Genomic DNA, 21,463 nt, shown 5'->3' with positions numbered 1-21,463 from the left:
GGAAGGATCTCCCTCAAGTGAAGCTTCAGCGCATGAACCGGCGGGCCCTCACCCTCGGTGCTCTCGCCGTCTCCGGCGCCCTGGCCCTCACGGCGTGCGGCTCCGACGACACCGGCTCCAAGAGCAGCGGCGGCGGCAACAGCAGCTCCGCCGCCGCGGGCGCCAGTGACATCAAGTGTGACGACGCCAAGGGCCAGCTCCTCGCCGACGGCTCCTCCGCGCAGAAGAACGCGATCGACGCCTGGGTCAAGAACTTCACCCAGGCCTGCAACGGGGTCCAGGTCAACTACAAGGGCTCCGGTTCCGGCGCCGGCATCACCGCGTTCACGCAGGGCACGGTCGCCTTCGCCGGCTCCGACTCCGCGCTGAAGCCCGAAGAGGTCACCGCCTCCAAGGAGGTCTGCACCGGCGGCCAGGGCATCGACCTGCCGATGGTGGCCGGCCCGATCGCCGTCGCGTACAACCTCTCCGGTGTCGAGAACCTCGTCCTGGACGCGCCGACCCTGGCGAAGATCTTCGACGGCAAGATCAAGAACTGGAACGACGCGGCCATCGCGAAGCTGAACCCGGGCGCGAAGCTTCCCGACCTCCAGATCCAGCCGTACCACCGCTCGGACGAGTCCGGCACCACGGACAACTTCACCAAGTACCTGATCGCCGCCGCCCCGAACGACTGGAAGTACGAGGGCGGCAAGGCCTGGCAGGCCAAGGGCGGCCAGTCCGCCTCCGGCTCCTCCGGTGTCGCGCAGGGCGTCAAGCAGACCAACGGCGCCATCGGCTACATGGAGCTGTCGTACGCCAAGGACGGTCTCGGCACCGTGGCCCTGAACACGGGCGCCGCCGCCCCGGTCAAGGCCTCCTCCGAGGGCGCCACCAAGGCCGTCGCGGCCGCCAAGGTCGTCGGCACGGGCAACGACCTGGCGCTGAAGATCGACTACACCTCCAAGGCCGAGGGCGCGTACCCGATCACCCTGGTGACGTACGAGATCGTCTGCGACAAGGGCAACAAGGCCGCCACCCTGCCGGCCACCAAGGCCTTCCTGCGCTACCTGGCCAGCGAGCAGGGCCAGGGCATCCTCTCGGGCATCGACTACGCGCCGATCCCCGACTCCATCATCACCAAGGTCCGCACCACCGTCGAGGGCCTGAGCTGATCTGAAGGTGCGGTCCGGCGCCGGGTCCGCCCGGCCCGGACCGCACCGTCCGGTGCACCGCCGCCAGGGGCCGCACGCATACCCGGCCCCGCCCGAGCCGCCCACCCACGAGCGGCTCCGCAGACCGGAGAACCCCATGGACATATCGACGCAGAAGACAGACGAAGCACCTCCACCCACGGCCCCGCCGGCCACGGCCGAGCAGAAGCGCGCGGCGCGCGGCGCCACCCGACCCGGTGACCGGATCTTCCTCGGTCTCTCCCGCGGGTCGGGCATCCTGCTGCTCGCGATCATGGCCGCCATCGCGGTCTTCCTCACCTACCGGGCCTCGCTGGCCATCAGCGAGGACGAAGCGAACTTCCTCACCGCCTTCGAGTGGAACACCGGCCTGGTGCCGCCGGAGTTCGGCATCGCCGTCCTCGCCTTCGGCACGGTGGTCTCCTCGATCGTCGCCATGGTCCTCGCGGTCCCGATCGCCGTCGCCATCGCGCTGTTCCTCACCCACTACGCCCCGCGCAAGCTGCGCAACCCGATCTCGTACGTGATCGACCTGCTCGCCGCCGTGCCGTCCATCGTGTACGGCCTGTGGGGCGCCCTGATCCTCGTCCCGCACATGAACGGCCTCTTCAGCTGGCTGGACGAGTACCTGGGCTGGACGGGGATCTTCTCCTGGGACCAGGGCGCGCCGCGCTCGATGCTCACCGTCGGCATCCTGCTGGCGATCATGATCCTGCCGATCATCACCAACGTCAGCCGCGAGGTCTTCCGCCAGGTCCCGCAGATGCACGAGGAGGCCGCCCTGGCCCTCGGCGCCACGCGCTGGGAGGTCGTCCGGATGTCCGTGCTGCCGTTCGGCCGCTCCGGCGTGATCTCCGCGTCGATGCTCGGTCTCGGCCGTGCCCTCGGCGAGACGATGGCCGTCGCCACGGTCCTCTCCCCCGACTTCGACATCCACGCCAGCCTGCTCAACCCGGGCGGCGGCACCTTCGCCCAGAACATCGCCAGCAAGTTCAACGAGGCGAACGAGTTCGGCCGGGACGCGCTCATCGCCTCCGGCCTCGTCCTGTTCGTCATCACGCTGCTGGTGAACGGCGCGGCCCGCGCGATCATCGCCCGCCGCAAGGAGTACTCGGGGGCCAACGCATGAGCCACGCCGTCGTCAACGACAAGCGCCCCAGCACGCTGCGCGGCGCCACCCTGCCGAAGTGGTCCCCGTGGGCCATCGCGGGCGGCTCGATCGCCCTGGCCGTGGCCATCGGCCTGGCCGGGGGCCTCGACAGCCGCGTCCAGTGGGGCCTGATCGCCGGCCTCCTCTTCCTGCTGGCCACCTACGGCATCGCCGCCCGCGTCGAGGGCCGCCGCCAGGCCAAGGACCGCATCGCCACCGCCCTCGTCTGGGTCTCCTTCCTGATCGCCGTCGTGCCGCTCGCCTCGCTGATCTGGGCGACCGTGGAGCGCGGCACCAAGGTCCTGGACGGCTACTTCCTGACCCACTCGATGGGCGTCGTCGCCGACTCCGAGCCCGGCGGCGGCATCTACCACGCCATCCTCGGCAGCCTGGAGCAGGTCGGCCTCGCCACCGTGATCGGCGCCCCGATCGGCATCCTCACCGCGATCTACCTGGTGGAGTACGGGCGCGGCAACCTCGCCCGCGCCGTCACCTTCTTCGTGGACGTCATGACGGGCATCCCGTCGATCGTCGCGGGCCTGTTCATCCTCAGCCTCATGCTGATGTTCGACATGCAGCCCTTCGGCTTCGCGGGCTCGCTGGCCCTGGCCATCCTGATGATGCCGGTCGTCGTACGCTCGACGGAGGAGATGCTCAAGCTCGTCCCCAACGAGCTGCGCGAGGCCTCCCTCGCCCTGGGCGTCCCCAAGTGGCGCACGATCCTGAAGGTGGTCGTGCCGACCTCCATCGGCGGCATCATCACCGGCGTCATGCTCTCGGTGGCCCGCATCGCCGGTGAGACCGCCCCCGTCCTCCTCCTCGTCTTCGGCAACCCGTTCATCAACTCGAACCCCTTCGAGGGTGCGCAGGCGTCGCTGCCGTTGTACATCTACCAGCAGTACGCGCAGAGCGCCGGTTCGCAGGCGGCGTACGACCGCGCCTGGGCGGCATCCCTCACGCTGATCGCCTTTGTGATGATCCTCAACCTGGTGGCTCGCGGCATCGCCCGCTGGAAGGCCCCGAAGACCAGTCGCTGAGCATCGATCTGCGGCTACCGCCGCGCGGGACCACAGCGACCCACCGGACTTTTGGAAGTGAAGTAGAAGACATGGCCAAGCGAATCGACGTAAGCGGACTGACCGCGTACTACGGCTCCCACAAGGCGATCGAGGACATCTCGATGACCGTCGAGCCGCGCTCGGTGACGGCGTTCATCGGCCCCTCCGGCTGCGGCAAGTCGACGTTCCTGCGCACGCTGAACCGCATGCACGAGGTCACCTCCGGTGGCCGCGTCGAGGGCAAGGTGATGCTCGACGACGAGGACCTGTACGGCCAGGGCATCGACCCGGTGTCGGTGCGGCGCGAGGTCGGCATGGTGTTCCAGCGTCCGAACCCCTTCCCCACGATGTCGATCTTCGACAACGTGGCGGCGGGCCTGCGGCTGAACGGCAACTACAAGAAGAGCGAACTGCAGGACGTCGTCGAGAAGTCCCTCAGGGGCGCGAACCTGTGGAACGAGGTGAAGGACCGCCTGAACAAGCCGGGCTCGGGCCTCTCCGGCGGCCAGCAGCAGCGTCTGTGCATCGCGCGGGCGATCGCGGTGGAGCCGAACGTCCTGCTGATGGACGAGCCCTGCTCCGCGCTCGACCCGATCTCCACCCTCGCCATCGAGGACCTGATCGGCGAGCTGAAGGAACGCTTCACGATCGTCATCGTCACGCACAACATGCAGCAGGCGGCGCGCGTCTCCGACCGCACGGCCTTCTTCAACCTGGCGGCCGTCGGTCAGCCCGGCCGGCTGATCGAGATCGACGACACGGAGCGCATCTTCTCCAACCCGTCGGTGCAGGCCACCGAGGACTACATCTCGGGCCGCTTCGGCTAGAGAACCCAAGCCCCTCGCGGTGCTGCATGGCGGTGCCACCGCGAGGACGCAGAAGAGCCCGCCCCCTGGCTCCCGGGGGGCGGGCTCGTGCGTTTGCTCGCGAAGGGCCGGGCTGGGGCACGGACGGACGCCGTCCGCGCGGCCCTGCCCACCGCGGGCTCCGCGTGTCCTACAGGAACGCCAGGTCGACGACCCAGAAGGCACAGGCCGCGACGACCGCCGCCGCCGGCATGGTGATGAACCAGCCGAGGACGATGTTCTTGGCGACGCCCCACCGCACGGCGTTGATCCGCTTGGTCGCGCCCACACCCATGATCGCCGAGGTGATCACGTGCGTCGTGGAGATCGGCGCCTTGAAGAGGAACGCGGAGACGAACATGATCGAGGCGCCGGTCGTCTCGGCCGCGAAGCCCTGCGGGGGGTCCAGCTCGATGATCTTCCGGCCGAGCGTGCGCATGATGCGCCAGCCGCCCGCGTAGGTGCCGAGCGACAGCATCACGGCGCACACGAGCTTGACCCACACCGGGATCGGGTCGCCGTAGTCCTCGACGTCGGCGATGACCAGCGCCATCACCACGATGCCCATCGTCTTCTGCGCGTCCTGGAGACCGTGGCCGAGCGCCATGCCGGCCGCCGACACGGTCTGCGCGATGCGGAAACCGCGCTTGGCCTTGTGCGGGTTGGCGCGCCGGAAGATCCACAGGATCGCCGTCATCACCAGGTAACCGACCAGCAGGCCGACCACCGGCGACACGAACATCGGGATGACGACCTTGTCCAGCACCCCGTTCCAGTACACCTGGGTCCCGCCGGCCAGCGCCGCGCCCACCATGCCGCCGAACAGCGCGTGCGAGGACGAGGACGGCAGGCCGAAGTACCAGGTGACGAGGTTCCAGGTGATCGCCCCCACCAGCGCCGCGAAGAGGATCCCCATCCCCTGCGACCCCTCGGGCGTCTCGATCAGCCCCTCGCTGACGGTCTTGGCGACCCCGGAGCCGAGGAAGGCGCCGGCGAGGTTCATCACCGCGGCCATCGCCAGTGCCGCCCGCGGCGTCAGCGCCCGCGTCGACACGGACGTCGCGATCGCGTTCGCCGAGTCGTGGAAGCCGTTGGTGTACGTGAAGAAGAGCGCGACCGCGATGGTCGCGACCAGAGCGAAGGTGTCCATGGAGGGGTCAGGACTCCTTGACCGCGATGGTCTCCACCGTGTTCGCCACGTGCTCGAAGGCGTCCGCGGCCTCCTCCAGCACGTCCACGATCTGCTTGAGCTTCAGCACCTCGATCGCTTCGTACTTGCCGTTGAAGAGGTGGGCGAGCAGCTTGCGGTGGATCTGGTCGGCCTGGTTCTCCAGCCGGTTGACCTCGATCCAGTACTCGGTGAGGTTGGACATGGTCCGCAGGTTCGGCATGGCCTCGGCGGTCAGCTCCGCAGCCCGCGCCAGCACCTCGATCTGCTGCTCGACGCCCTTGGGCAGTTTCTCGACGTTGTAGAGGACGACGAGGTCGACGGCCTCCTCCATGAAGTCCATGATGTCGTCGAGGGACGACGCGAGGTTGTAGATGTCCTCGCGGTCGAACGGCGTGATGAAGGAGGAGTTCAGCTGGTGGAAGATCGCGTGCGTGGCGTCGTCACCGGCGTGTTCCGCGGCCCGCATACGCTCTGCGATCTCGGCCCGGCCGGCGGTGTCCGCCCCGAGCAGTTCCATGAGGAGTTTCGAGCCCGTGACGATGTTGTCCGCGGACGCGGCGAACATGTCGTAGAAGCTCGTCTCCCTGGGGGTCAGACGAAAGCGCACGTGGGGTCCTCAGGATGCATCGGTTTCGGTCAGGCTGATGCTAGGCGCATCATCCGGCCACGGCTAATGGGCCGCCCACCAGTGTCACCCATGAACCACGGCGACCGGCAGCGGGGCCGCCCGGCGGTCCGTTCCAGGGGCCGTCGGCAGCCGCGACCACAGGCCCTCTACCCCGCAAAGTTCGGTACGATATACCCAGTAGGGGTATATGTCTGGAGGACATCATGACGAGCACCGAGGCCGGGGCGGCCACCGAAGAGGCCGTGACCGACCACGACCGCGGTGTGCACGGTTACCACAAACAGAAGGACGAGCACCTCAAGCGCCTGCGCCGCATCGAGGGGCAGATCCGGGGCCTCCAGCGCATGGTCGAGGAGGACACCTACTGCATCGACATACTCACCCAGGTGTCCGCCTCCACCAAGGCCCTGCAGTCCTTCGCGCTGCAACTGCTGGAGGAGCACCTGCGCCACTGCGTCGCCGACGCGGCCGTCAAGGGCGGCGACGAGATCGACGCGAAGGTCGAGGAGGCCACGAAGGCCATCGCCCGCCTGCTGCGGACCTGACCCCGGCCCTGCCCCTGCCACCTCGGCACCGAGCGGGGCCCGCGCTCAGCCGGCGCGGGCCTCGCGTTCCTCGGCCACCCTGAGCACCTCGTCGATGCTCTCCAGGCTGAGCCGCTCCTCGGCGGCGGACGCCGCGATGATCAGCTCTCCGCACAGTTCGATCTCGGCGAGGGCCACGTGGTCCTGTACCGCCGTACCGCCGACCGGAGCCACGCGCATCACCTCGTCCCTGCCGTCACCGACTTCCTAGAGTAGGGAGCGGCGCACAGGCCGCGCATGGCACGGACGGGCTAGTCCTCATACCGGTTCCCTGGCCGGATCCGGCCCCCACCGGACGGTCACCGGCCGCTCGCCCCGCGGTGCCGGCCCGGCTCACTCCTCCGCGATCCGCCCGGCGTAGATGTCCCCGGGCACCGGCAGCCGTACGTCGACGGGCGCCCCGAAGTCGTACAGCAGCGTCGTCGAGGCGACCGCGACGGCCTCCTTCCGCCGTCCGTTGACGAAGGTGAACCGGTGCCGGACCTTGCGGATGCGTCCCTCGTCGTCGAGGTAGACGTCGAAGGGGACCCGGGCGGTGGCGAACCCCTTCGCCGCCGCCCCCAGCGAGTCCCGGCCGCCCGCCGAGGCGCCCTTGGCAGCCACCGCGAGGTCGGCGGTGCCGCGGAAGTGCCGCACGTCGGTCCCCGCCAGCCGGCCCCGGCCCACATAGGTCGCGGTGCGCGTCCCGCGCAGCACCTCGGCGGCGGCGTACGGGTCGGTCGCGCCGCCGGTCACCAGGTTCCCGTCGGACAGCGTCGCCGTGTCCACCCGCACCCACTTGTCGGCGGGCACGCCCGCGCCCCGGTTCTTCATGAACAGCGCGCCGGGCGCGAGGAGTTCGACGATGGGCCGGTGCTCACTGACGCCGGCCGGATCCTGCGGGAGCACCACCTTCAGCTGCCCGAGCTGCCGGCGGTAGTCGTAGACGCCCTCGCCCCGGATCGTCACGCGGGTCCCGCCGGTGGCCATCTCCATCGACGTCCGGGCCTTCGAACTGCCCGCCGCCACCAGCGCGTCGGCCGCCCGGCGGAGCGTCTCGACCGGGTCGGCGGCCCGCGCGTCCTCGGCGGCGTTGCCGGGCCCGGCGCACCCGGTGGCGGCGCCGGCCCAGACGCCGGCCACCAGCCCCGCGACGACCGCCGTACCCCACCGCCGCTGCTGCCGCTGAGTCATCGCCTGTCTACCCCCAGCCGGTACGTCCGTCACGGGTCCCCTGTCGTTCCCGATAACGACGGGTGGGCGGCCCCCGTCACGCGCGATCGGGGTTCACGGTGGTCGCAGGCGTCCTTTCCGCCGGGGCTGGGTACGGTTGACTCCGTGACCCAGCAGGACCGTTCGGTCTCCTCCCCCGGCGACGGGGAAACGCACACCACCACGACCGTCGAACGCGGCCCCTTCTGCCTGGCCCGCTGCACCTGCGGCTGGCACGGCCCGGCGCGCAGGGCGAGAAGCCTGGCCAGAGCGGACGCCGCCGGCCACACCCGCGACTGACCCGATCCGCTCCCCTCTCCGGGGAACCCCCGGCCCCGAAGCCCCGTCTGGCTCCATGAGAAGCCGACGGAGGCAGAGGGGGCGGTCAGCCATGCATCGGCGTACGTTCATCGCGGGCGGTACGGCCGCCGTCGCGGCGGCCTCGTGCCGGTCGGGCGGCGACGGCGGCCCCTCCGGGGCCTCCTCCGCTTCCCGGGCCGTCTCCGGCACGGCGGACGGCAAGATCCCGCTGCGGTCCACGAGCGCCGTGGCCGCCGCCGACTGGGCCGCTCTCGACCGTTCCCTCGACGGCCCCCTGATCCGCCCCGGGGACACCTCGTGGACGGCGGCCCGGCAGCTGTACAACACCCGCTTCGACACCCTCCGGCCGGCCGCGGTCGCCTACGTCGCCCACCCCGACGACATCCGTACCGCCCTGGCGTACGCCCGCGCCCACGGCACCAGGGTCGCCATCCGCAACGGCGGCCACTCCTACGGCGGCTGGTCCTCGGGCGACGGCCGGCTGATCCTCGACGTCTCCCGGCTGAACCGGGTCCGCGCGAGCGGCGGTTCGGCCGTCGTCGGCGCCGGCGCCAAACTGATCGACGTCTACCGCGCGCTCGCCGCCAAGGGCGTGACGATCCCGGCCGGCTCCTGCCCGACGGTCGGCGTCTCCGGTCTGGTCCTGGGCGGCGGCCACGGCGTCGTCTCGCGCGCGTACGGCCTCACCTGCGACAGCCTCACCCAGGCGACGATCGTCACGGCGGACGGCAGGCAGATCACGGCGGACGCCACGCACCACAAGGACCTGTTCTGGGCACTGCGCGGAGCGGGCAACGGCAACTTCGGTGTCGTCACCGAACTCCGCTTCACCACCCACCCGGCCCCCCAGGCGGTGACCAGCCACCTCTCCTGGCCCTGGTCGAAGGCCGCGGCCGTGGTGCGGGCCTGGCAGGAATGGGGCCCGTCCCAGCCGGACGAGATCTGGTCCGCCCTCCACCTGGCGAGCACGCCCGGCGGCACCCCGAGGATCTCCGTGTCCGCCTTCTGCATCGGCACCCACGGCCAGTTGCAGAACGCCGTCGACCGCCTCGCGGACCGCGTGGGCGCCTCCGCGACGACCGTTTCGCTGCGCCGCCGCTCCTACGAGGAGGCCATGGAGGTCTACGCCGGATGCTCCTCCTTCGCCACCGACGCCCAGTGCCACCTGCCCGGTCCGACCCCCGGCCGCTCCCCGCGGGGCGCCCTGGGCCGCGAGACCTACGCGGCCCGCTCCGACTTCTTCGACCGCTCCCTCCCGGCAGCCGGCGTCCAGACCCTGCTCCGGCAGCTGGGGACCGTCCGGGGCGGCTCGGGCAGCATCGCGCTCACCGCCCTGGGCGGCGCGGTCAACCGGGTCTCCCCCACGGCCACGGCGTTCGTCCACCGCCGCTCCCGCATGCTGGCCCAGTACCTGGTGTCGTGGCGCGCGGGCACGACGGGCACGACGGCCCGGTCCTGGCTCGCCGCGGCCCACAGCGCCATGGCCCCGCACTCCTCGGGCGCCGCCTACCAGAACTACGCGGACCCCACGCTGCCGAACTGGAAGAAGGCGTACTACGGCCCGGCGCTCCCGCACCTCACCCAGGTGAAGCGCCGGTACGACCCGACCGGCTTCTTCACGTACGCCCAGTCGCTGTGACGAGGCCGGCCCGGCCCGCGGCCACCCGCCACCGCCGGCCCCCGGCCCACGGCCGCGCGACCGCCTACGCGGCCAGGTCCCGCTCCTCGGCGGAGGCCGCGTCGACCCGGGCCCCCGGGACCACGGCGTCCTTCTCCGTGCCCCGCGCGGAGCGCGCCCGCACGACCCACCCCAGCCACGCGGTCCCCTCGACCGCCTTCAGCACGGGGGTGAGCAGCATCGAGGCCACCGGCGACAGCAGCAGTGCCACCGCCGTACCGAGCGCGAACCCCCCGATGACGTCCGTCGGGTAGTGCACCCCCATGTAGACCCGGCAGAACCCCTCCACCAGTCCCAGCCCGATCCCCACGAGTCCGAACCTGCGGTGGGCGAGGAACAGCGCGACCCCCATCGCCATGGTGATCGTCGCGTGGTCGCTCACGAAGGAGTAGTCGGTCTTCCCGGAGACCAGGACCTCGAGGCCCTGGTGATCGAGGAAGGGCCGGGGCCGTTCCACGAACCCCCGTATCGGCACGTTCACCAGGACCGCGACCGCGGCCGCCAACGGCACCCACACCAGCGCGGCCACGGAGGAGGCGGCCTCCTCGGCCGGCACGGGCCGCCGCCGCACGGTCCACCAGCACCAGACCACGAGCAGCACCATCGCCAGGAGCAGTCCGTACTCGCCGACGAACTCGACGATCCGGTCCAGCCAGTGCGGGGCGTCCTTGGCGAGGCCGTTGATGTCGTAGAGCAGGTCGACGTCAGGGTTCGACCCGGATTCGGCGAGTCCAGCCATGGTGCTGCGGCCCCTTCGTCGTTGCTGCCGGGCGCGCCTCACGCACGCCGCTCGTACCCACCCCCGTGGTCGTAGATCCGCGTTCGCCGCTCTGTCGGTCAGTCACAGGCATTGCTCGGCTACGTCAACAGGAACGCACGACCCCCGTTGATACGTTCCACTCTCCACCGAATGATCACGCAGACGTTATCGAAGAGAGATACGTCACCGCAGCTCAGGCGACGGGTCCCGGCCGGCTCAGACCCTCGTGGGGAGCGCTTTCGCGCCATCTTCGGTGACCCGCGTGGCACCGAAGTACTTGCGGGTGTCGATCGGGTCGAACCGGATGACCGCTCCCGTACGGGGCGCGTCGATCATGTACCCGCCGCCGACGTAGATGCCGACGTGGTCGATGGCCCGGGAGTTGGTCGGATCGGTCGAGAAGAACACCAGGTCGCCCGGCAGCAGTTCGTCCCGCGAGGGGTGCGGCCCCGCGTTGTACTGGTCGTTGGCCACCCGGGGCAGGGTGATCCCGACGCTCTCGTACGCCGCCTTGGTCAGACCCGAGCAGTCGAACCGTCCGCCCTGCTCAGGCGTGCCGTTCCCGCCCCACAGATACGGCGTCCCCAGCTTCTTCTGCGCGAAGTAGATCGCCCCGGCGGCCTGCTCGGACGGATCGACCCGGGTGACCGGCGCGGCGAAGCTCTTCGCCAGCGTGGTGATCGTCTTCACGTAGTTCCGGGTCTCCCGGTACGGCGGCACACCCCCGTACTTGATGACCGCGTAGGCCCCCGCGTTGTAGGACGCGAGCATGTTGTGGGTGGGGTCGCCCGGCACCTTCTTCACGTACGAGGCGAGTTCGCAGTCGTAGGACGCGGCCGACGGAATCGCGTCATTCGGGTCCCACACGTCACGGTCGCCGTCCCCGTCGCCGTCGATACCGTGGGAGGCCCAGGTGCCGGGGATGAACTGCGCTATCCCCTGGGCCGCCGCGGGGCTCTTGGCGTTCGGGTTGAATCCGCTCTCCTGGTAGAGCTGGGCGGCGAGCAGCGCCGGGTCGATCGCGGAGCAGAGGTTGCCCCACTTCTGCACGAGCGCCTGGTAGGCGGCCGGCACGGCGCCCTTGGCCAGCCCGACGCTCCTGCCGCCCGCGCCGCCCGCGAGGTTCCCGGCGACGACGTACACGCCGACGACGAGCAGCATCACGAAGCTGAGCCCCGCCGCAGTCGCGGCACCCGCCAGGATCCACGCCTTACGCACCGTCAACCGCCCCTCGCCCGTACGGCTTTCCGCCCGCGTCAGTGTATGAGCTTCCCCCGCGGAATCCCGTGCAACCGACGCTTCCACCACCGGCCGGACCGACCCCGGCGAGGCGCCGCCCCGTCACCGTCGGGTGCGCCCCTCCCGGCCGGCCGCGTCAAGGCCGTTCCTGGTGCGCGCCAAGCACCACCCATCGTTCGGTCGTGGATTCCCCATCCACCCCCATGTTCGGGCAACCTCCGCACCAGCCCCGGGACTCGCGCATACGTTCCCCTCCGTGATCCCTGACACCGGCACCTCCCCCCACACGGCCCCCGCCCGTCGCGCCCTGCTGCGCGGCGGCCTCGTCGGTGCGGTGGCCCTGGGCGGCGCGCCCCTCACCGCGGCCCCCGCCTCCGCCACGCCCGCCCCCCGCACGCCGGCCCGCCCCACCACCGCAGCAAAGGCCCTGCGGGAACTGGCCGCCGGCAACCGCCGCTGGCGCACCTTCCGCGAGCGGCACCCGGACGAAACCCCTTCCGTGCGGCAGAGCCTGACCCAGGGCCAGCACCCCTTCGCCGTCGTCCTCGGCTGCATCGACTCCCGCGTCCCGCCCGAGCTGGTCTTCGACCAGGGCCTCGGCGACCTGATGACCGTCCGCACGGCCGGCGAGGTCCTCGACGAAGCCGTCCTCGGCAGCGTCGCGTACGGCGTGCTGGAGCTGGGCATACCGCTGGTCGTGGTCCTCGGCCACCAGTCCTGCGGCGCCGTGCGCGCGGCGGTCGAGGCGGACCTCTCCGGCGAACGGCTGCCCGCACACATCCAGTACCTGGCCGACCGGATACGCCCCTTCATCGACCGTACGAAGGAGGGCGACGCCCGCGTCGACGCCACCGTCGACGCGAACGTCCTGGCCGTCCGCTCCCTGCTCGCCGCCGAACCCGACCTCGCCGCGAAGATCACGGCCGGCGAACTGGCCGTCGTGGGCGCCCGCTACGAACTCACGACCCAGGCGGTGCACCGGCTCGACTGACCCGGAGCCGGACCGGGCCGGGCCGGGCCGGGCCCCGCTATCGTCCTCGTGTCGCCGAGGCCCGTGCGGAAGGAATCTCCCGTGACCGACATCCCCCCCGACCTGACGTGGGTTCGCGCCGCGCCGCCGGAGGCGACCGGCCCCGGCCCCTGGATCGAGATCGCCTTCGGCGAGGGCGACGACGGGGAGGCCCCCGTCCACCTCCGCGAGACCAGCGACCCGGACAACGTGGTCACGACGAACCGGCGCAAGTGGGACGCGTTCGTCCTGGGCGTCCGGGCAGGAGAGTTCGACCACTTCGTGGAGGGCGTGAAGGGCCTGGAGGACGTGGAGGGCCCGGATGAACCGGACAAAGCGGACGGGGTGGCGGAAGCGGCGGACGCGGCGGACACAGACGGCGACACGGGGACCACCGACCGGCCGCTCCCCTGACAGGCGGTCAGGGGAGCGCTTCCCCGGCGAGCCACGGCCCCGCCCCCTGTTCGCCGTCAGTCATGAGACCATCGGAAACGGACGCTCACCCGACCAGCCGTCAGAAACGGCGCACGGCCGTGAAGTGGGTCAACGACGGAACCGCACGACAGGTTCCGCTCCGACCTCATTGCCCGGGGTGACCTGCCGTGATACACAGAGTGACGAGTGCGTGCTATTCGTACGAATCCCGCCCGTCAATGACGCCAAGTCGACATACGAAGGCGGCGTTGTCGGCGACAATGAGGCCTGACCTCTGCACACCGCAGGGGCCTCTCGGAACTACCCACCAGGGGCGGTGACTTACATGCTCTTTGCGGCCGACAAGGGCGACATCAACACCATCATCGGCGGGATCGCTCCGGACTGGGGCCCCTTCGGCAGCCTGGGCAACGAGGCCAAGGTGATGATCGAGGTGGTGATGGCGGTCGCCATCCTCCTCTGCCTCGGCATCGCGATCTGGGGCGCCGCCAAGCAGCGCATCGGCGCGACGGCCCTGCGCGACACCTTCAGCGCGGAACAGGGCAAGGGCCTCATCATCGCCGGGCTGACGGGCGTCTTCATCATCGGATCCCTCGGCACCCTGTTCACGATCGTGTACGGCATGGCCGTGTAGCGGGCGTCACCCACCGCCAGTCCGCACCGGGCACTCCCGGCCCTCTCCACCCCACCCACCCGTCGTGCCCACCGGCTGAGGTTGCGTCTCCCTGATGTCGAGTCACCACACCGCGCCCGCGCGGGAACCAGCACGGCTACCGTCGTACTACTACGTGTTCCGGTACGGCAGCGAGGGGGCGTACACGGCATGAGTCCCGGAGACGAACACGACTACGGCGAGCCCACGGGCACCCGCGTGCGCCTGCCAGAAGCCGACCCCTACGGCGGCGCCCGCCGCCCCGCCCGCTCGTCCTCGCGCAGCCTGGTCATGGTGGTCGGCGTCGTCGTCCTCCTGATCGCCGCGATCGCCTTCGCGAACCGCGGAGGAGACGATTCCCCTTCCACCGCGGCCACGGGCGAGGGCAACGCCGACAAGCCGAGGACCTCGTCGACGGCGGCGAGCGGGACGAAGCCGGTGGACGCAAAGAGCGCGGGGATCCCCTCCGGGTACGCCCGCGACGAACAGGGCGCCCAGAGCGCGGCAGCCAACTTCGCCGTGGTGCTGGGTTCGGCGGAGATGTTCGACACGGCCAGGCGGCACCAGATCGTCGACACCGTGTACGCGCCCGACGTCGCCGCGGTACGCCAGTCCGCCCTGGACGCCGCGTACTCGAGTGAGGCGTTCCTGAGCAACATCGGCCTCGACAAGGACGGCACCGCGCCGAACGGCCAGACGTTCGTCTCACGCGTCGTCCCGGTGGGCACCAAGACCACCGCGTACAGCGTGAACGCGGCCACCGTCGAGGTCTGGTACACGTCACTGTTCGGCCTCTCGGGCGAAGCCTCGACCAACCCGGTGTCCGAGAGCTGGTACACCACCACCTACCAGCTCAAGTGGATCGACAACGACTGGAAGGTCGCCGACTTCCAGCAGAAGGACGGGCCCGTTCCGGTCGGGCGCGACCAGAAGGCCTCCACCGCCGACGACATGACGAAGGCCGTCGAGGAGTACGGAGGGTTCACGTATGCGCGCTAAGCACCTCCCCCTGAAGCTGACGGCTGCCGTCGTAGCCGCTCAGAGCACCGCGGTGCTGCTGGCGGGCCGTGCCCTCGCCGCGCCGACGCCCAGCCCGAGCCCCTCTCCGTCGGCATCCCCGTCACCCAGTGACAGCACCTGTGACCTCATTCGCGGCCCTGCCGAGGAGTACTGCAAGAAGGGCAACAACCGCTCCGGCACCACCACCCCCAGCCTCTCCGACACCGCCGACCCCCTCTCCTCGCTGGCCAAGGGCTGTGCCGAGGCCGCCGCCTGGACCGTCGACAAGCTCAGCGTCGCCGTGCAGGACACCGCGAACGTCGACTTCACCAACGCCCGGTTCCTCCAGCAGTACGCCGTCGTCTTCGCCGCGTCGACCGTCCTGACCCTCCTGCTGTGGCTGCTGGCCGTCGCCAAGCGGGCCGTCCGGGGAGTCCCCCTCACCACCGCGATCGGCGAAGCCGTCGGCTTCCTGTGGCTCACCGTCCTCGCCTCCGCCTTCACACCGCTGATCCTGTACACGGTCGTCTCGGCCACCGACGGCATCAGCGAGGTCCTGGCGAAGACCACCGGCAACCAGACCGACACGTTCTTCGGCACCTTCTCCGCAGCCCTGGAGAAGGGCGAGGACATCGGCGGCGGCCCGATCATGCTGATCGTGGTCTCCCTGGTGTCCATCCTCGCCGCCGGCGTCCTGTGGCTGGAGCTGGTCCTGCGGGCCGCCCTGCTCTACGTCGGCGCCCTGCTCGGCACGGTCGTCTACGCGGGCCTCGTCGACAAGAACCTGTGGGGCCACGTCCGCCGCTGGGCCGGCATCATGATCGCCGTCATCCTGGTCAAGCCGGTCATCGTGATCGTCCTCGGCCTGGCCGGCGCGCTCTCCGCCGACGACGGCCCGGGCGCCTTCGGCGCGGTCGTCTCCGGACTGTCCATCATCCTGCTGGCCATCTTCGCCAGCGCGATGATCTACCGCTTCGTGCCCGGCTTCGGCGACGAGATCGCGAGCTCGCGCAACAACCGCATGATGCAGGGCGCCGAGAGCAAGGCCGCGGCCGTCATCAGCTCCCCCGCCACCCTCGTCGCCCAGGGCATCAAGACGCACAGCACCCGCGCCGACAGCAACGGCGGCGGGTCCTCCTCCAGCGGCCAACGCCCGGCCAACCAGACCTCCGGCGGCATGGCCGCGCACAGCTCGCGCACCGGGAACGGAGGCGGCGGATCTGTCCCCTCCGCCGCACCCGCGCCCCGCGCCGGCAGCCCGGTGAACACCCCGCACGCCGGCAACAACCGCAACAGCAGTACCAACCGCACGGGAGGTGAAGGGCGTTGACGACTGATTCCCACGTGTCCCACGCGGTCACGCCCCGCCGTACATATCTGATCGGCCGCGCCCGGCCGAACGCGATCGTCGGCCGCAACCGCGAGTCCGGAGAGATCGCGCTCATCGTCGTCGGCGCGTTCCTCGGCATGATGTGCGGGCTCCTCGTCCCCGTCCTGTCCCTGCGGATCGTGCTGCTCGCCGGCTTCCCGATGATCGCGCTGGCCGCGGTCTACGTGCCGTACAGGCACCGCACGTTCTACAAGTGGTTCGAGATCAACCGCAGTTACAAGCGCACCCTGCGCCGCGGCACGGTCTACCGCTCGGCCGCCATGGAGGCGGGCACCCGGATCGACGGGCAGGAGATCGAGATCGGCCCGCCGCCCGGCATCGGCCGGATCAACTGGCTCGCCGCCCCCTTCGGCCCCGACGAGATCGCCGTCCTGCTGCACGCCGACCGCCGTACGGTCACCGCGGCCATCGAGATCGAGGGGCCCGGCGTCGGCCTGCGCGACAGCGAGGACCAGGAGGCCCTCGTCGACCGCTTCGGCACGCTCCTCAAGCACGTGGCCAACGGCGACGGCTTCGTCACCCGCCTCCAGATGCTCGCCCGCACCCTCCCGGCCGACCCCGACGCCCACGCCAAGGACGTCTCCCAGCGCGGCGACGACAAGGCCCTGCCGTGGCTGCAGTCGTCGTACGACCAGCTCCAGTCGATGGTGTCGACGAGCAGCGAGCAGCACCGCGCCTACCTGGTCGCCTGCATGCACTACACGCGCGAACTGGCCGCCGAGGCGAACGCCATGGCCCGTGCCGCCCGCCCGCAGAACGGCCGCAAACTGGACCGCGACGCCGGTCTCGCCGTCGTCATGGCCCGCGAACTGACCGACATCTGCTCCCGCCTCCAGGAGGCGGACATCCGGGTCCGCCAACCCCTCGGCCAGGGCCGCCTGTCGTCGCTCATCCACTCCATGTACGACCCGGACCACCCGATCGACCACATCCAGGCGATGACCCGGCGCAACGCCTGGCCGGCCGAGCTGGACGCCATGGAGCCGACCTACCTCAAGGCCAAGACCCGCGAGTCCTCCACCCGGGCCCCCTGGTGCCACGCCACGGCCTGGGTGAAGGAATGGCCGATGACGCCCGTCGGCGTCAACTTCCTGGCCCCGCTCCTCGTCCACACCCCGGACGTCATCCGGACGGTCGCCGTGACGATGGACCTCGAACCCACCGAGGTCGCCATCGAACGCATGCTGACCGAGAAGACGAACGACGAGGCGGAGGCGAGCCGGGCCGCCAAGATGAACCGCACGGTGGACCCGCGGGACGTGGCCGCCCACTCCCGCATCGACCAGCGCGGCGAGGACCTCGCGAGCGGCGCGGCCGGCGTCAACCTCGTCGGCTACATCACCGTCTCCTCCCGCAACCCGGAGGCATTGGCCCGCGACAAGCGGACGATCAGGGCGTCCGCGGGCAAGTCGTACCTCAAGCTGGAGTGGTGCGACCGAGAGCACCACCGCGCGTTCGTGAACACCCTCCCGTTCGCCACCGGCATCCGAAGGTAGGGCTTTACATGCGGGACCCGATGTCCGTCCTCACCGACGCCTTCACGTCCTTCCTCTTCGGCAAGGTCGAGACCACCCGCCTGCCCGTACGCACCTCCACCGGCCAGGCCCAGGCGGTCTACCTCCCGACCGCCGCCCCCGGCCTCGGCGACTCGGGCGTGATCATCGGCCGTGAGGTCTACTCGGGCAAGGGCTACATCTACGACCCCTTCCAGCTGTACGGCCAGCAGCTCCCGGCCCCGCACTGGCTGGTCCTCGGAGAGTCCGGCAACGGCAAGTCGGCCCTCGAGAAGACGTACGTCCTGCGCCAGCTGCGCTTCCGGGACCGCCAGGTGTGCGTCCTGGACGCCCAGGGCGAGGACGGCGTCGGCGAATGGAACCTCATCGCGCAGGCGCTCGGCATAACTCCCATCCGCCTGGACCCGATGGCCGCCCTGGACCACGGCATCCGCCTCAACCCACTGGACCCGTCGATCACGACGACGGGCCAGCTGGCACTGCTGCGCACCATCGTCGAGGTCGCGATGGGCCACGGCCTGGACGAACGCTCCGGCTTCGCCCTCAAGGTCGCCCACGCCTACGTCAACGAGACGATCGTCGAACGCCAGCCGGTGCTCAGCGACATCGTCGAACAGTTGCGGCACCCCGAACCGGAGTCGGCCGAGGCGATGAACGTCGCCACAGACGACGTACGGGCGTGGGGCCTGGACGTGGCGCTGGTCCTGGACCGCCTCGTCGACGGCGACCTGCGCGGCATGTTCGACGGCCCGACGACGGTCGGCATCGACCTGGACGCCCCGCTCATCGTCTTCGACCTGTCCCACATCGACCGCAACTCCATCGCCATGCCGATCCTCATGGCGATCGTCGGCGTGTGGCTGGAGCACACCTGGATCCGCCCCGACCGGAAGAAGCGCATCTTCCTGGTCGAGGAGGCCTGGCACATCATCAACAGCCCGTTCGTGGCCCAGCTGTTCCAGCGGCTGCTGAAGTTCGGCCGCCGCCTGGGCCTGTCCTTCGTCGCGGTCGTCCACCACCTGTCCGACGTGGTCGACGGAGCGGCGGCGAAAGAAGCCGCCGCCATCCTCAAAATGGCGTCGACACGGACGATCTACGCCCAGAAGGCCGACGAGGCGAGGGCGACGGGCCGCGTGCTCGGCCTGCCACGCTGGGCGGTGGAGATCATCCCCACCCTCACCCCGGGCATCGCGGTGTGGGACGTCAACGGCAACGTCCAGGTCGTCAAACACCTGATCACCGAGACGGAACGCCCGCTGGTCTTCACCGACCGCGCGATGACCCAGTCGTCGGCCGACCTCGCCGAGGACGACGCGCTGCGCGCCGCGGAGCTGGAACAGGAGCGGCGGGCCGCGGCCTTCGTGGAACAGCACCTGCCCGACTTGGACGGCTCGTCCGAGTCGACGGTGGCGTAGGCGCGGGGGGCGCGATGAGACCGGGCGACCACCGCGGCCAGGGCCGGGACCGAGGGCAGGGCCAGGGAGGCGTCCCCGACGGTCTGCTGGTCGGACTGCTCGCGTTCCTGCTCGGCATGACGCTGCTGGTGTGGACGGCGACGGGCCTCGCGGCCCTCTTCGCCCACGGCTCCTGGCCGGCCGGCGTCACCTTCCCCCGCACGCCCCTGGCCATGCGCCACCTCGTCGGCCGGCCGCACGACGTCGCCGGCGCCTGGCCGGCCGCCGACCCGTCGGCCCTGTCCGGCTACGGCCTGTTCTGGGGCCTGCTCATCGGCCAGGTGATGATCCTTCTGGTGCTCACGGTGTTCACGCTGGGCACGGTGGCGAGATGGCGGGCCGTACGGGCGGGTCGCAGGACGCAGACCGGCCACGAGGCACCCCCGCCGGCACCGGTCCCGGAGCCGGCGGCCCGGCCGGCTCAGCACGAGGTGCCCGCCCCCCGGACGGAACCCGCACCGCAAGCGGCGGAGCCCCTTCCCGTCGCCCGCACCGAACCGGCCGTCGGCTGGGAGGCGGCGCCCCGACCGGAGGGTACGGTCCTCTACGCCGCGCCCGACACCCGCCACACCACCGCGGCCCAGGCCGTACGCGACGCCGAGGGCGCCGTCCTGGTCCTCACCTCGCACCCCGCACTCTGGCAGGACACCAAGGACGCCCGGGCCAAGCTCGGGCCGGTCCTTCTCTACGACCCCACCCACCTCTGCGGCACCCCGGCCCGCCTGCACTGGTCACCCACGACGGGCTGCGAGGACAAGGCGACGGCGGCCGCCCGTGCGAGCGCTCTCCTCACGCCCGTCAGGCCCACCGCCCGTCTGGACCAGGCGGTCGCCGAGACCGCCGAGACGCTCCTGCGCAGCTATCTGCACGCCGCCGCCATCGACGGCCGCACCGTCCGCCACGTGCACCGCTGGTCCCAGGGCACCGGGCTCCAGGAAGCGGTCCGCACCCTGCGCACGAACCCGAAGGCCGCGGCCGGTTCCGCGGGCGAGCTGGAAGCCGCCCTCACGGCTCACCCCGAACGGCGGGACATCGCCCAGGAACTGACGACCCGGGCCCTGTCCGCCCTCTCCACGGTGAACATCCGCGAGGCCTGCACTCCTCATCGAACCGACGCCCTCGCTTTGGATTCCTTCGTCGCCGAAGGGGGAACGCTTTATGTGGTCGGTGAATCCATCGAGGACCCGAGGACCAGTCCCGGCGCGATGCCCTTCCTCACGGCCCTCGTCTCAAGCGTGGTCGAGCGCGGCCGGCGCATGGCCGAACGGTCATCCTCCGGTCGGCTCGACCCACCACTGACCCTGATCCTGGACGACGTGGCGGCCGTGGCACCGCTCGCCCAGCTCCCCGATCTCCTGGCCGAGGGCACCGGCCTCGGCCTTCCCACTCTGGCCCTGCTCCGCTCCCGCGAGCAGGCCCGAGCGCGCTGGCCCCATCACGAACTGCCGGTGTGACGCCTACGTCCGCTCGGTCCGCTCGAGGACGTACTCCAGCTCGCGGCCGCCGGAGTCCCCGCCCAACGGCACGACGACTCCGCTCGGCAGGAAGCCGGCCCTGCGGTAGAAGGTCCGGGCCCGGCCGTTGTCCTCGTGCACGATGAGCCGCACGCGCTCCAGCCCGCGTGACCACGCCCATTCGAGCCCGGCGTCGAAAAGCACCTCGGTCAGTCCGATCCCGCGGTACTCGGGCCGCACGAACACCCCGACGACGTGCCCCTGCCGCTGCTCTACCGCAAAGCCCGCCCAGTCCTTGGTCCCGGCCTCCTCGATGAGCACGGTGAGCGTCCCGACCAACTCCCCGCCCGGCCCCTCGGCGACGATCTGCTGCGCCCGGTCGGACCCCTCGGCCCCTCCCGCCGTCCGCTCCTGCCAGAAGGAGTCGGACCTTGCCAGCCCTTGCTCGTACGTCTCCAGGAAGGCGAGGTGTGCGACCGGGTCCCGCAAGGCCAGGAGCCGCAGCTCCTTCACCGCCGGCCACTCCTCGGCACGCACGGACCTGATCAGGTAGCTCATGGGGCCACCGTAGTACCCGGGCGCCACGCACTCACCCGAATAATCCCGCGCTCGAAGCCCGATAAACGCAGGAAACCCCCGTGCCATCGGCACGGGGGTTTCCCGGAAAGATTGTTCGGCGGCGTCCTACTCTCCCACAGGGTCCCCCCTGCAGTACCATCGGCGCTGTGAGGCTTAGCTTCCGGGTTCGGAATGTGACCG

General features: G+C 70.8%; 21 protein-coding genes, 1 rRNA gene and 1 pseudogene. 15 read left to right on the top strand and 8 right to left on the bottom strand.

What is annotated here, in order from left to right:
• Positions 1-17: 17 nt before the first annotated feature.
• From pstS to pstB, 4 genes are all read left to right on the top strand, one after another.
• Positions 18-1,154 (top strand): phosphate ABC transporter substrate-binding protein PstS, encoded by a 1,137-nt coding sequence (gene pstS / locus AB0N31_RS26975; protein ID WP_366061024.1) that lies wholly within the window; start codon positions 18-20, stop codon positions 1,152-1,154.
• Positions 1,155-1,290: 136 nt separating this feature from the next.
• Entirely contained in the window at positions 1,291-2,301 is a 1,011-nt protein-coding gene (gene pstC / locus AB0N31_RS26970) for a phosphate ABC transporter permease subunit PstC (RefSeq protein WP_366061023.1), read from the top strand.
• On the top strand, positions 2,298-3,359 hold the full coding sequence (pstA, locus tag AB0N31_RS26965) for a phosphate ABC transporter permease PstA (RefSeq protein WP_366061022.1): 1,062 nt from the start codon (positions 2,298-2,300) through the stop codon (positions 3,357-3,359). Before pstC ends, pstA begins: the two co-directional genes overlap by 4 nt.
• A 71-nt stretch (positions 3,360-3,430) precedes the next feature.
• Positions 3,431-4,207 carry a phosphate ABC transporter ATP-binding protein PstB gene (pstB, locus tag AB0N31_RS26960; protein ID WP_366061021.1) on the top strand — a complete coding sequence of 259 codons (777 nt, stop codon included), beginning with the start codon at positions 3,431-3,433 and terminating at the stop codon, positions 4,205-4,207.
• A 169-nt stretch (positions 4,208-4,376) separates the two neighbouring features.
• Here pstB and AB0N31_RS26955 read toward each other — a convergent pair whose 3' ends face one another.
• Both AB0N31_RS26955 and AB0N31_RS26950 read right to left on the bottom strand, forming a co-directional pair.
• The gene (locus AB0N31_RS26955; protein ID WP_366061020.1) at positions 4,377-5,375 is read right to left on the bottom strand and encodes an inorganic phosphate transporter; all 999 of its coding nucleotides are present in this window, start codon (positions 5,373-5,375) and stop codon (positions 4,377-4,379) included.
• A gap of 7 nt (positions 5,376-5,382) precedes the next feature.
• Positions 5,383-6,003 (bottom strand): DUF47 family protein, encoded by a 621-nt coding sequence (locus AB0N31_RS26950; RefSeq protein ID WP_366061019.1) that lies wholly within the window; start codon positions 6,001-6,003, stop codon positions 5,383-5,385.
• Positions 6,004-6,227: 224 nt separating this feature from the next.
• Here AB0N31_RS26950 and AB0N31_RS26945 point away from each other — a divergent pair, with 224 nt between their 5' ends.
• On the top strand, positions 6,228-6,569 hold the full coding sequence (locus tag AB0N31_RS26945) for a metal-sensitive transcriptional regulator (protein WP_366061018.1): 342 nt from the start codon (positions 6,228-6,230) through the stop codon (positions 6,567-6,569).
• A gap of 45 nt (positions 6,570-6,614) precedes the next feature.
• Here AB0N31_RS26945 and AB0N31_RS26940 read toward each other — a convergent pair whose 3' ends face one another.
• Entirely contained in the window at positions 6,615-6,788 is a 174-nt protein-coding gene (locus AB0N31_RS26940) for a hypothetical protein (protein WP_366061017.1), read from the bottom strand.
• A 153-nt stretch (positions 6,789-6,941) separates the two neighbouring features.
• On the bottom strand, positions 6,942-7,781 hold the full coding sequence (locus AB0N31_RS26935) for a hypothetical protein (protein WP_366061016.1): 840 nt from the start codon (positions 7,779-7,781) through the stop codon (positions 6,942-6,944).
• Positions 7,782-7,925: 144 nt separating this feature from the next.
• Between AB0N31_RS26935 and AB0N31_RS26930 the strand changes: the two genes are divergently transcribed.
• Positions 7,926-8,099, top strand: a complete 174-nt coding sequence (locus AB0N31_RS26930; RefSeq protein WP_366061015.1) for a hypothetical protein — start codon at positions 7,926-7,928, stop codon at positions 8,097-8,099.
• Positions 8,100-8,190: 91 nt separating this feature from the next.
• A complete protein-coding gene (locus AB0N31_RS26925; protein WP_366061014.1) occupies positions 8,191-9,759 on the top strand; it encodes an FAD-binding oxidoreductase in 1,569 nt (522 codons plus the stop codon).
• A gap of 64 nt (positions 9,760-9,823) precedes the next feature.
• On the opposite strand, the gene AB0N31_RS26920 is transcribed toward AB0N31_RS26925, so the two are convergent.
• A complete protein-coding gene (locus AB0N31_RS26920) occupies positions 9,824-10,537 on the bottom strand; it encodes a phosphatase PAP2 family protein (RefSeq protein WP_366061013.1) in 714 nt (237 codons plus the stop codon).
• Positions 10,538-10,774: 237 nt separating this feature from the next.
• The gene (locus AB0N31_RS26915; RefSeq protein WP_366061012.1) at positions 10,775-11,782 is read right to left on the bottom strand and encodes a bifunctional lytic transglycosylase/C40 family peptidase; all 1,008 of its coding nucleotides are present in this window, start codon (positions 11,780-11,782) and stop codon (positions 10,775-10,777) included.
• Positions 11,783-12,053: 271 nt separating this feature from the next.
• Between AB0N31_RS26915 and AB0N31_RS26910 the strand changes: the two genes are divergently transcribed.
• The 8 genes and pseudogenes from AB0N31_RS26910 (at position 12,054) to AB0N31_RS26875 (ending at position 20,704) form a co-directional block, all read left to right on the top strand.
• Positions 12,054-12,788: a carbonic anhydrase gene (locus AB0N31_RS26910; protein ID WP_366061011.1), complete on the top strand. Its 735-nt coding sequence runs from the start codon at positions 12,054-12,056 to the stop codon at positions 12,786-12,788.
• 81 nt (positions 12,789-12,869) lie between these two features.
• Positions 12,870-13,100: pseudogene (locus tag AB0N31_RS26905) on the top strand (DUF397 domain-containing protein); the annotation flags it as partial.
• 466 nt (positions 13,101-13,566) lie between these two features.
• Complete coding sequence (locus AB0N31_RS26900; protein ID WP_003991275.1) at positions 13,567-13,875, top strand: hypothetical protein; 309 nt, start codon at positions 13,567-13,569, stop codon at positions 13,873-13,875.
• A gap of 189 nt (positions 13,876-14,064) precedes the next feature.
• Entirely contained in the window at positions 14,065-14,892 is an 828-nt protein-coding gene (locus AB0N31_RS26895; RefSeq protein ID WP_366061010.1) for a hypothetical protein, read from the top strand.
• Positions 14,882-16,222, top strand: a complete 1,341-nt coding sequence (locus AB0N31_RS26890; protein WP_366061009.1) for a hypothetical protein — start codon at positions 14,882-14,884, stop codon at positions 16,220-16,222. Before AB0N31_RS26895 ends, AB0N31_RS26890 begins: the two co-directional genes overlap by 11 nt.
• The gene (locus AB0N31_RS26885; protein ID WP_366061008.1) at positions 16,219-17,778 is read left to right on the top strand and encodes an SCO6880 family protein; all 1,560 of its coding nucleotides are present in this window, start codon (positions 16,219-16,221) and stop codon (positions 17,776-17,778) included. The genes AB0N31_RS26890 and AB0N31_RS26885 overlap by 4 nt, the downstream gene beginning before the upstream one ends.
• 8 nt (positions 17,779-17,786) lie before the next feature.
• The gene (locus tag AB0N31_RS26880) at positions 17,787-19,211 is read left to right on the top strand and encodes an ATP-binding protein (RefSeq protein WP_366061007.1); all 1,425 of its coding nucleotides are present in this window, start codon (positions 17,787-17,789) and stop codon (positions 19,209-19,211) included.
• A 14-nt stretch (positions 19,212-19,225) separates the two neighbouring features.
• Positions 19,226-20,704, top strand: coding sequence for a type IV secretory system conjugative DNA transfer family protein (locus AB0N31_RS26875; RefSeq protein ID WP_366061006.1), 1,479 nt, complete (start codon positions 19,226-19,228; stop codon positions 20,702-20,704).
• Between the two features lie 3 nt (positions 20,705-20,707).
• Here the strand turns inward: AB0N31_RS26875 and AB0N31_RS26870 are convergent, their stop codons facing one another.
• Positions 20,708-21,262, bottom strand: a complete 555-nt coding sequence (locus AB0N31_RS26870) for a GNAT family N-acetyltransferase (RefSeq protein WP_366061005.1) — start codon at positions 21,260-21,262, stop codon at positions 20,708-20,710.
• A gap of 113 nt (positions 21,263-21,375) precedes the next feature.
• Positions 21,376-21,463, bottom strand: a 5S ribosomal RNA gene (gene rrf / locus AB0N31_RS26865); the annotation flags it as partial.

Source organism: Streptomyces sp. NPDC051051, from assembly GCF_040682975.1.
Lineage (GTDB): Bacteria > Actinomycetota > Actinomycetes > Streptomycetales > Streptomycetaceae > Streptomyces.
The sequence above is the reverse complement of the archived record's forward strand: the minus strand, read 5'-3'. Positions and strand labels throughout refer to the sequence as shown.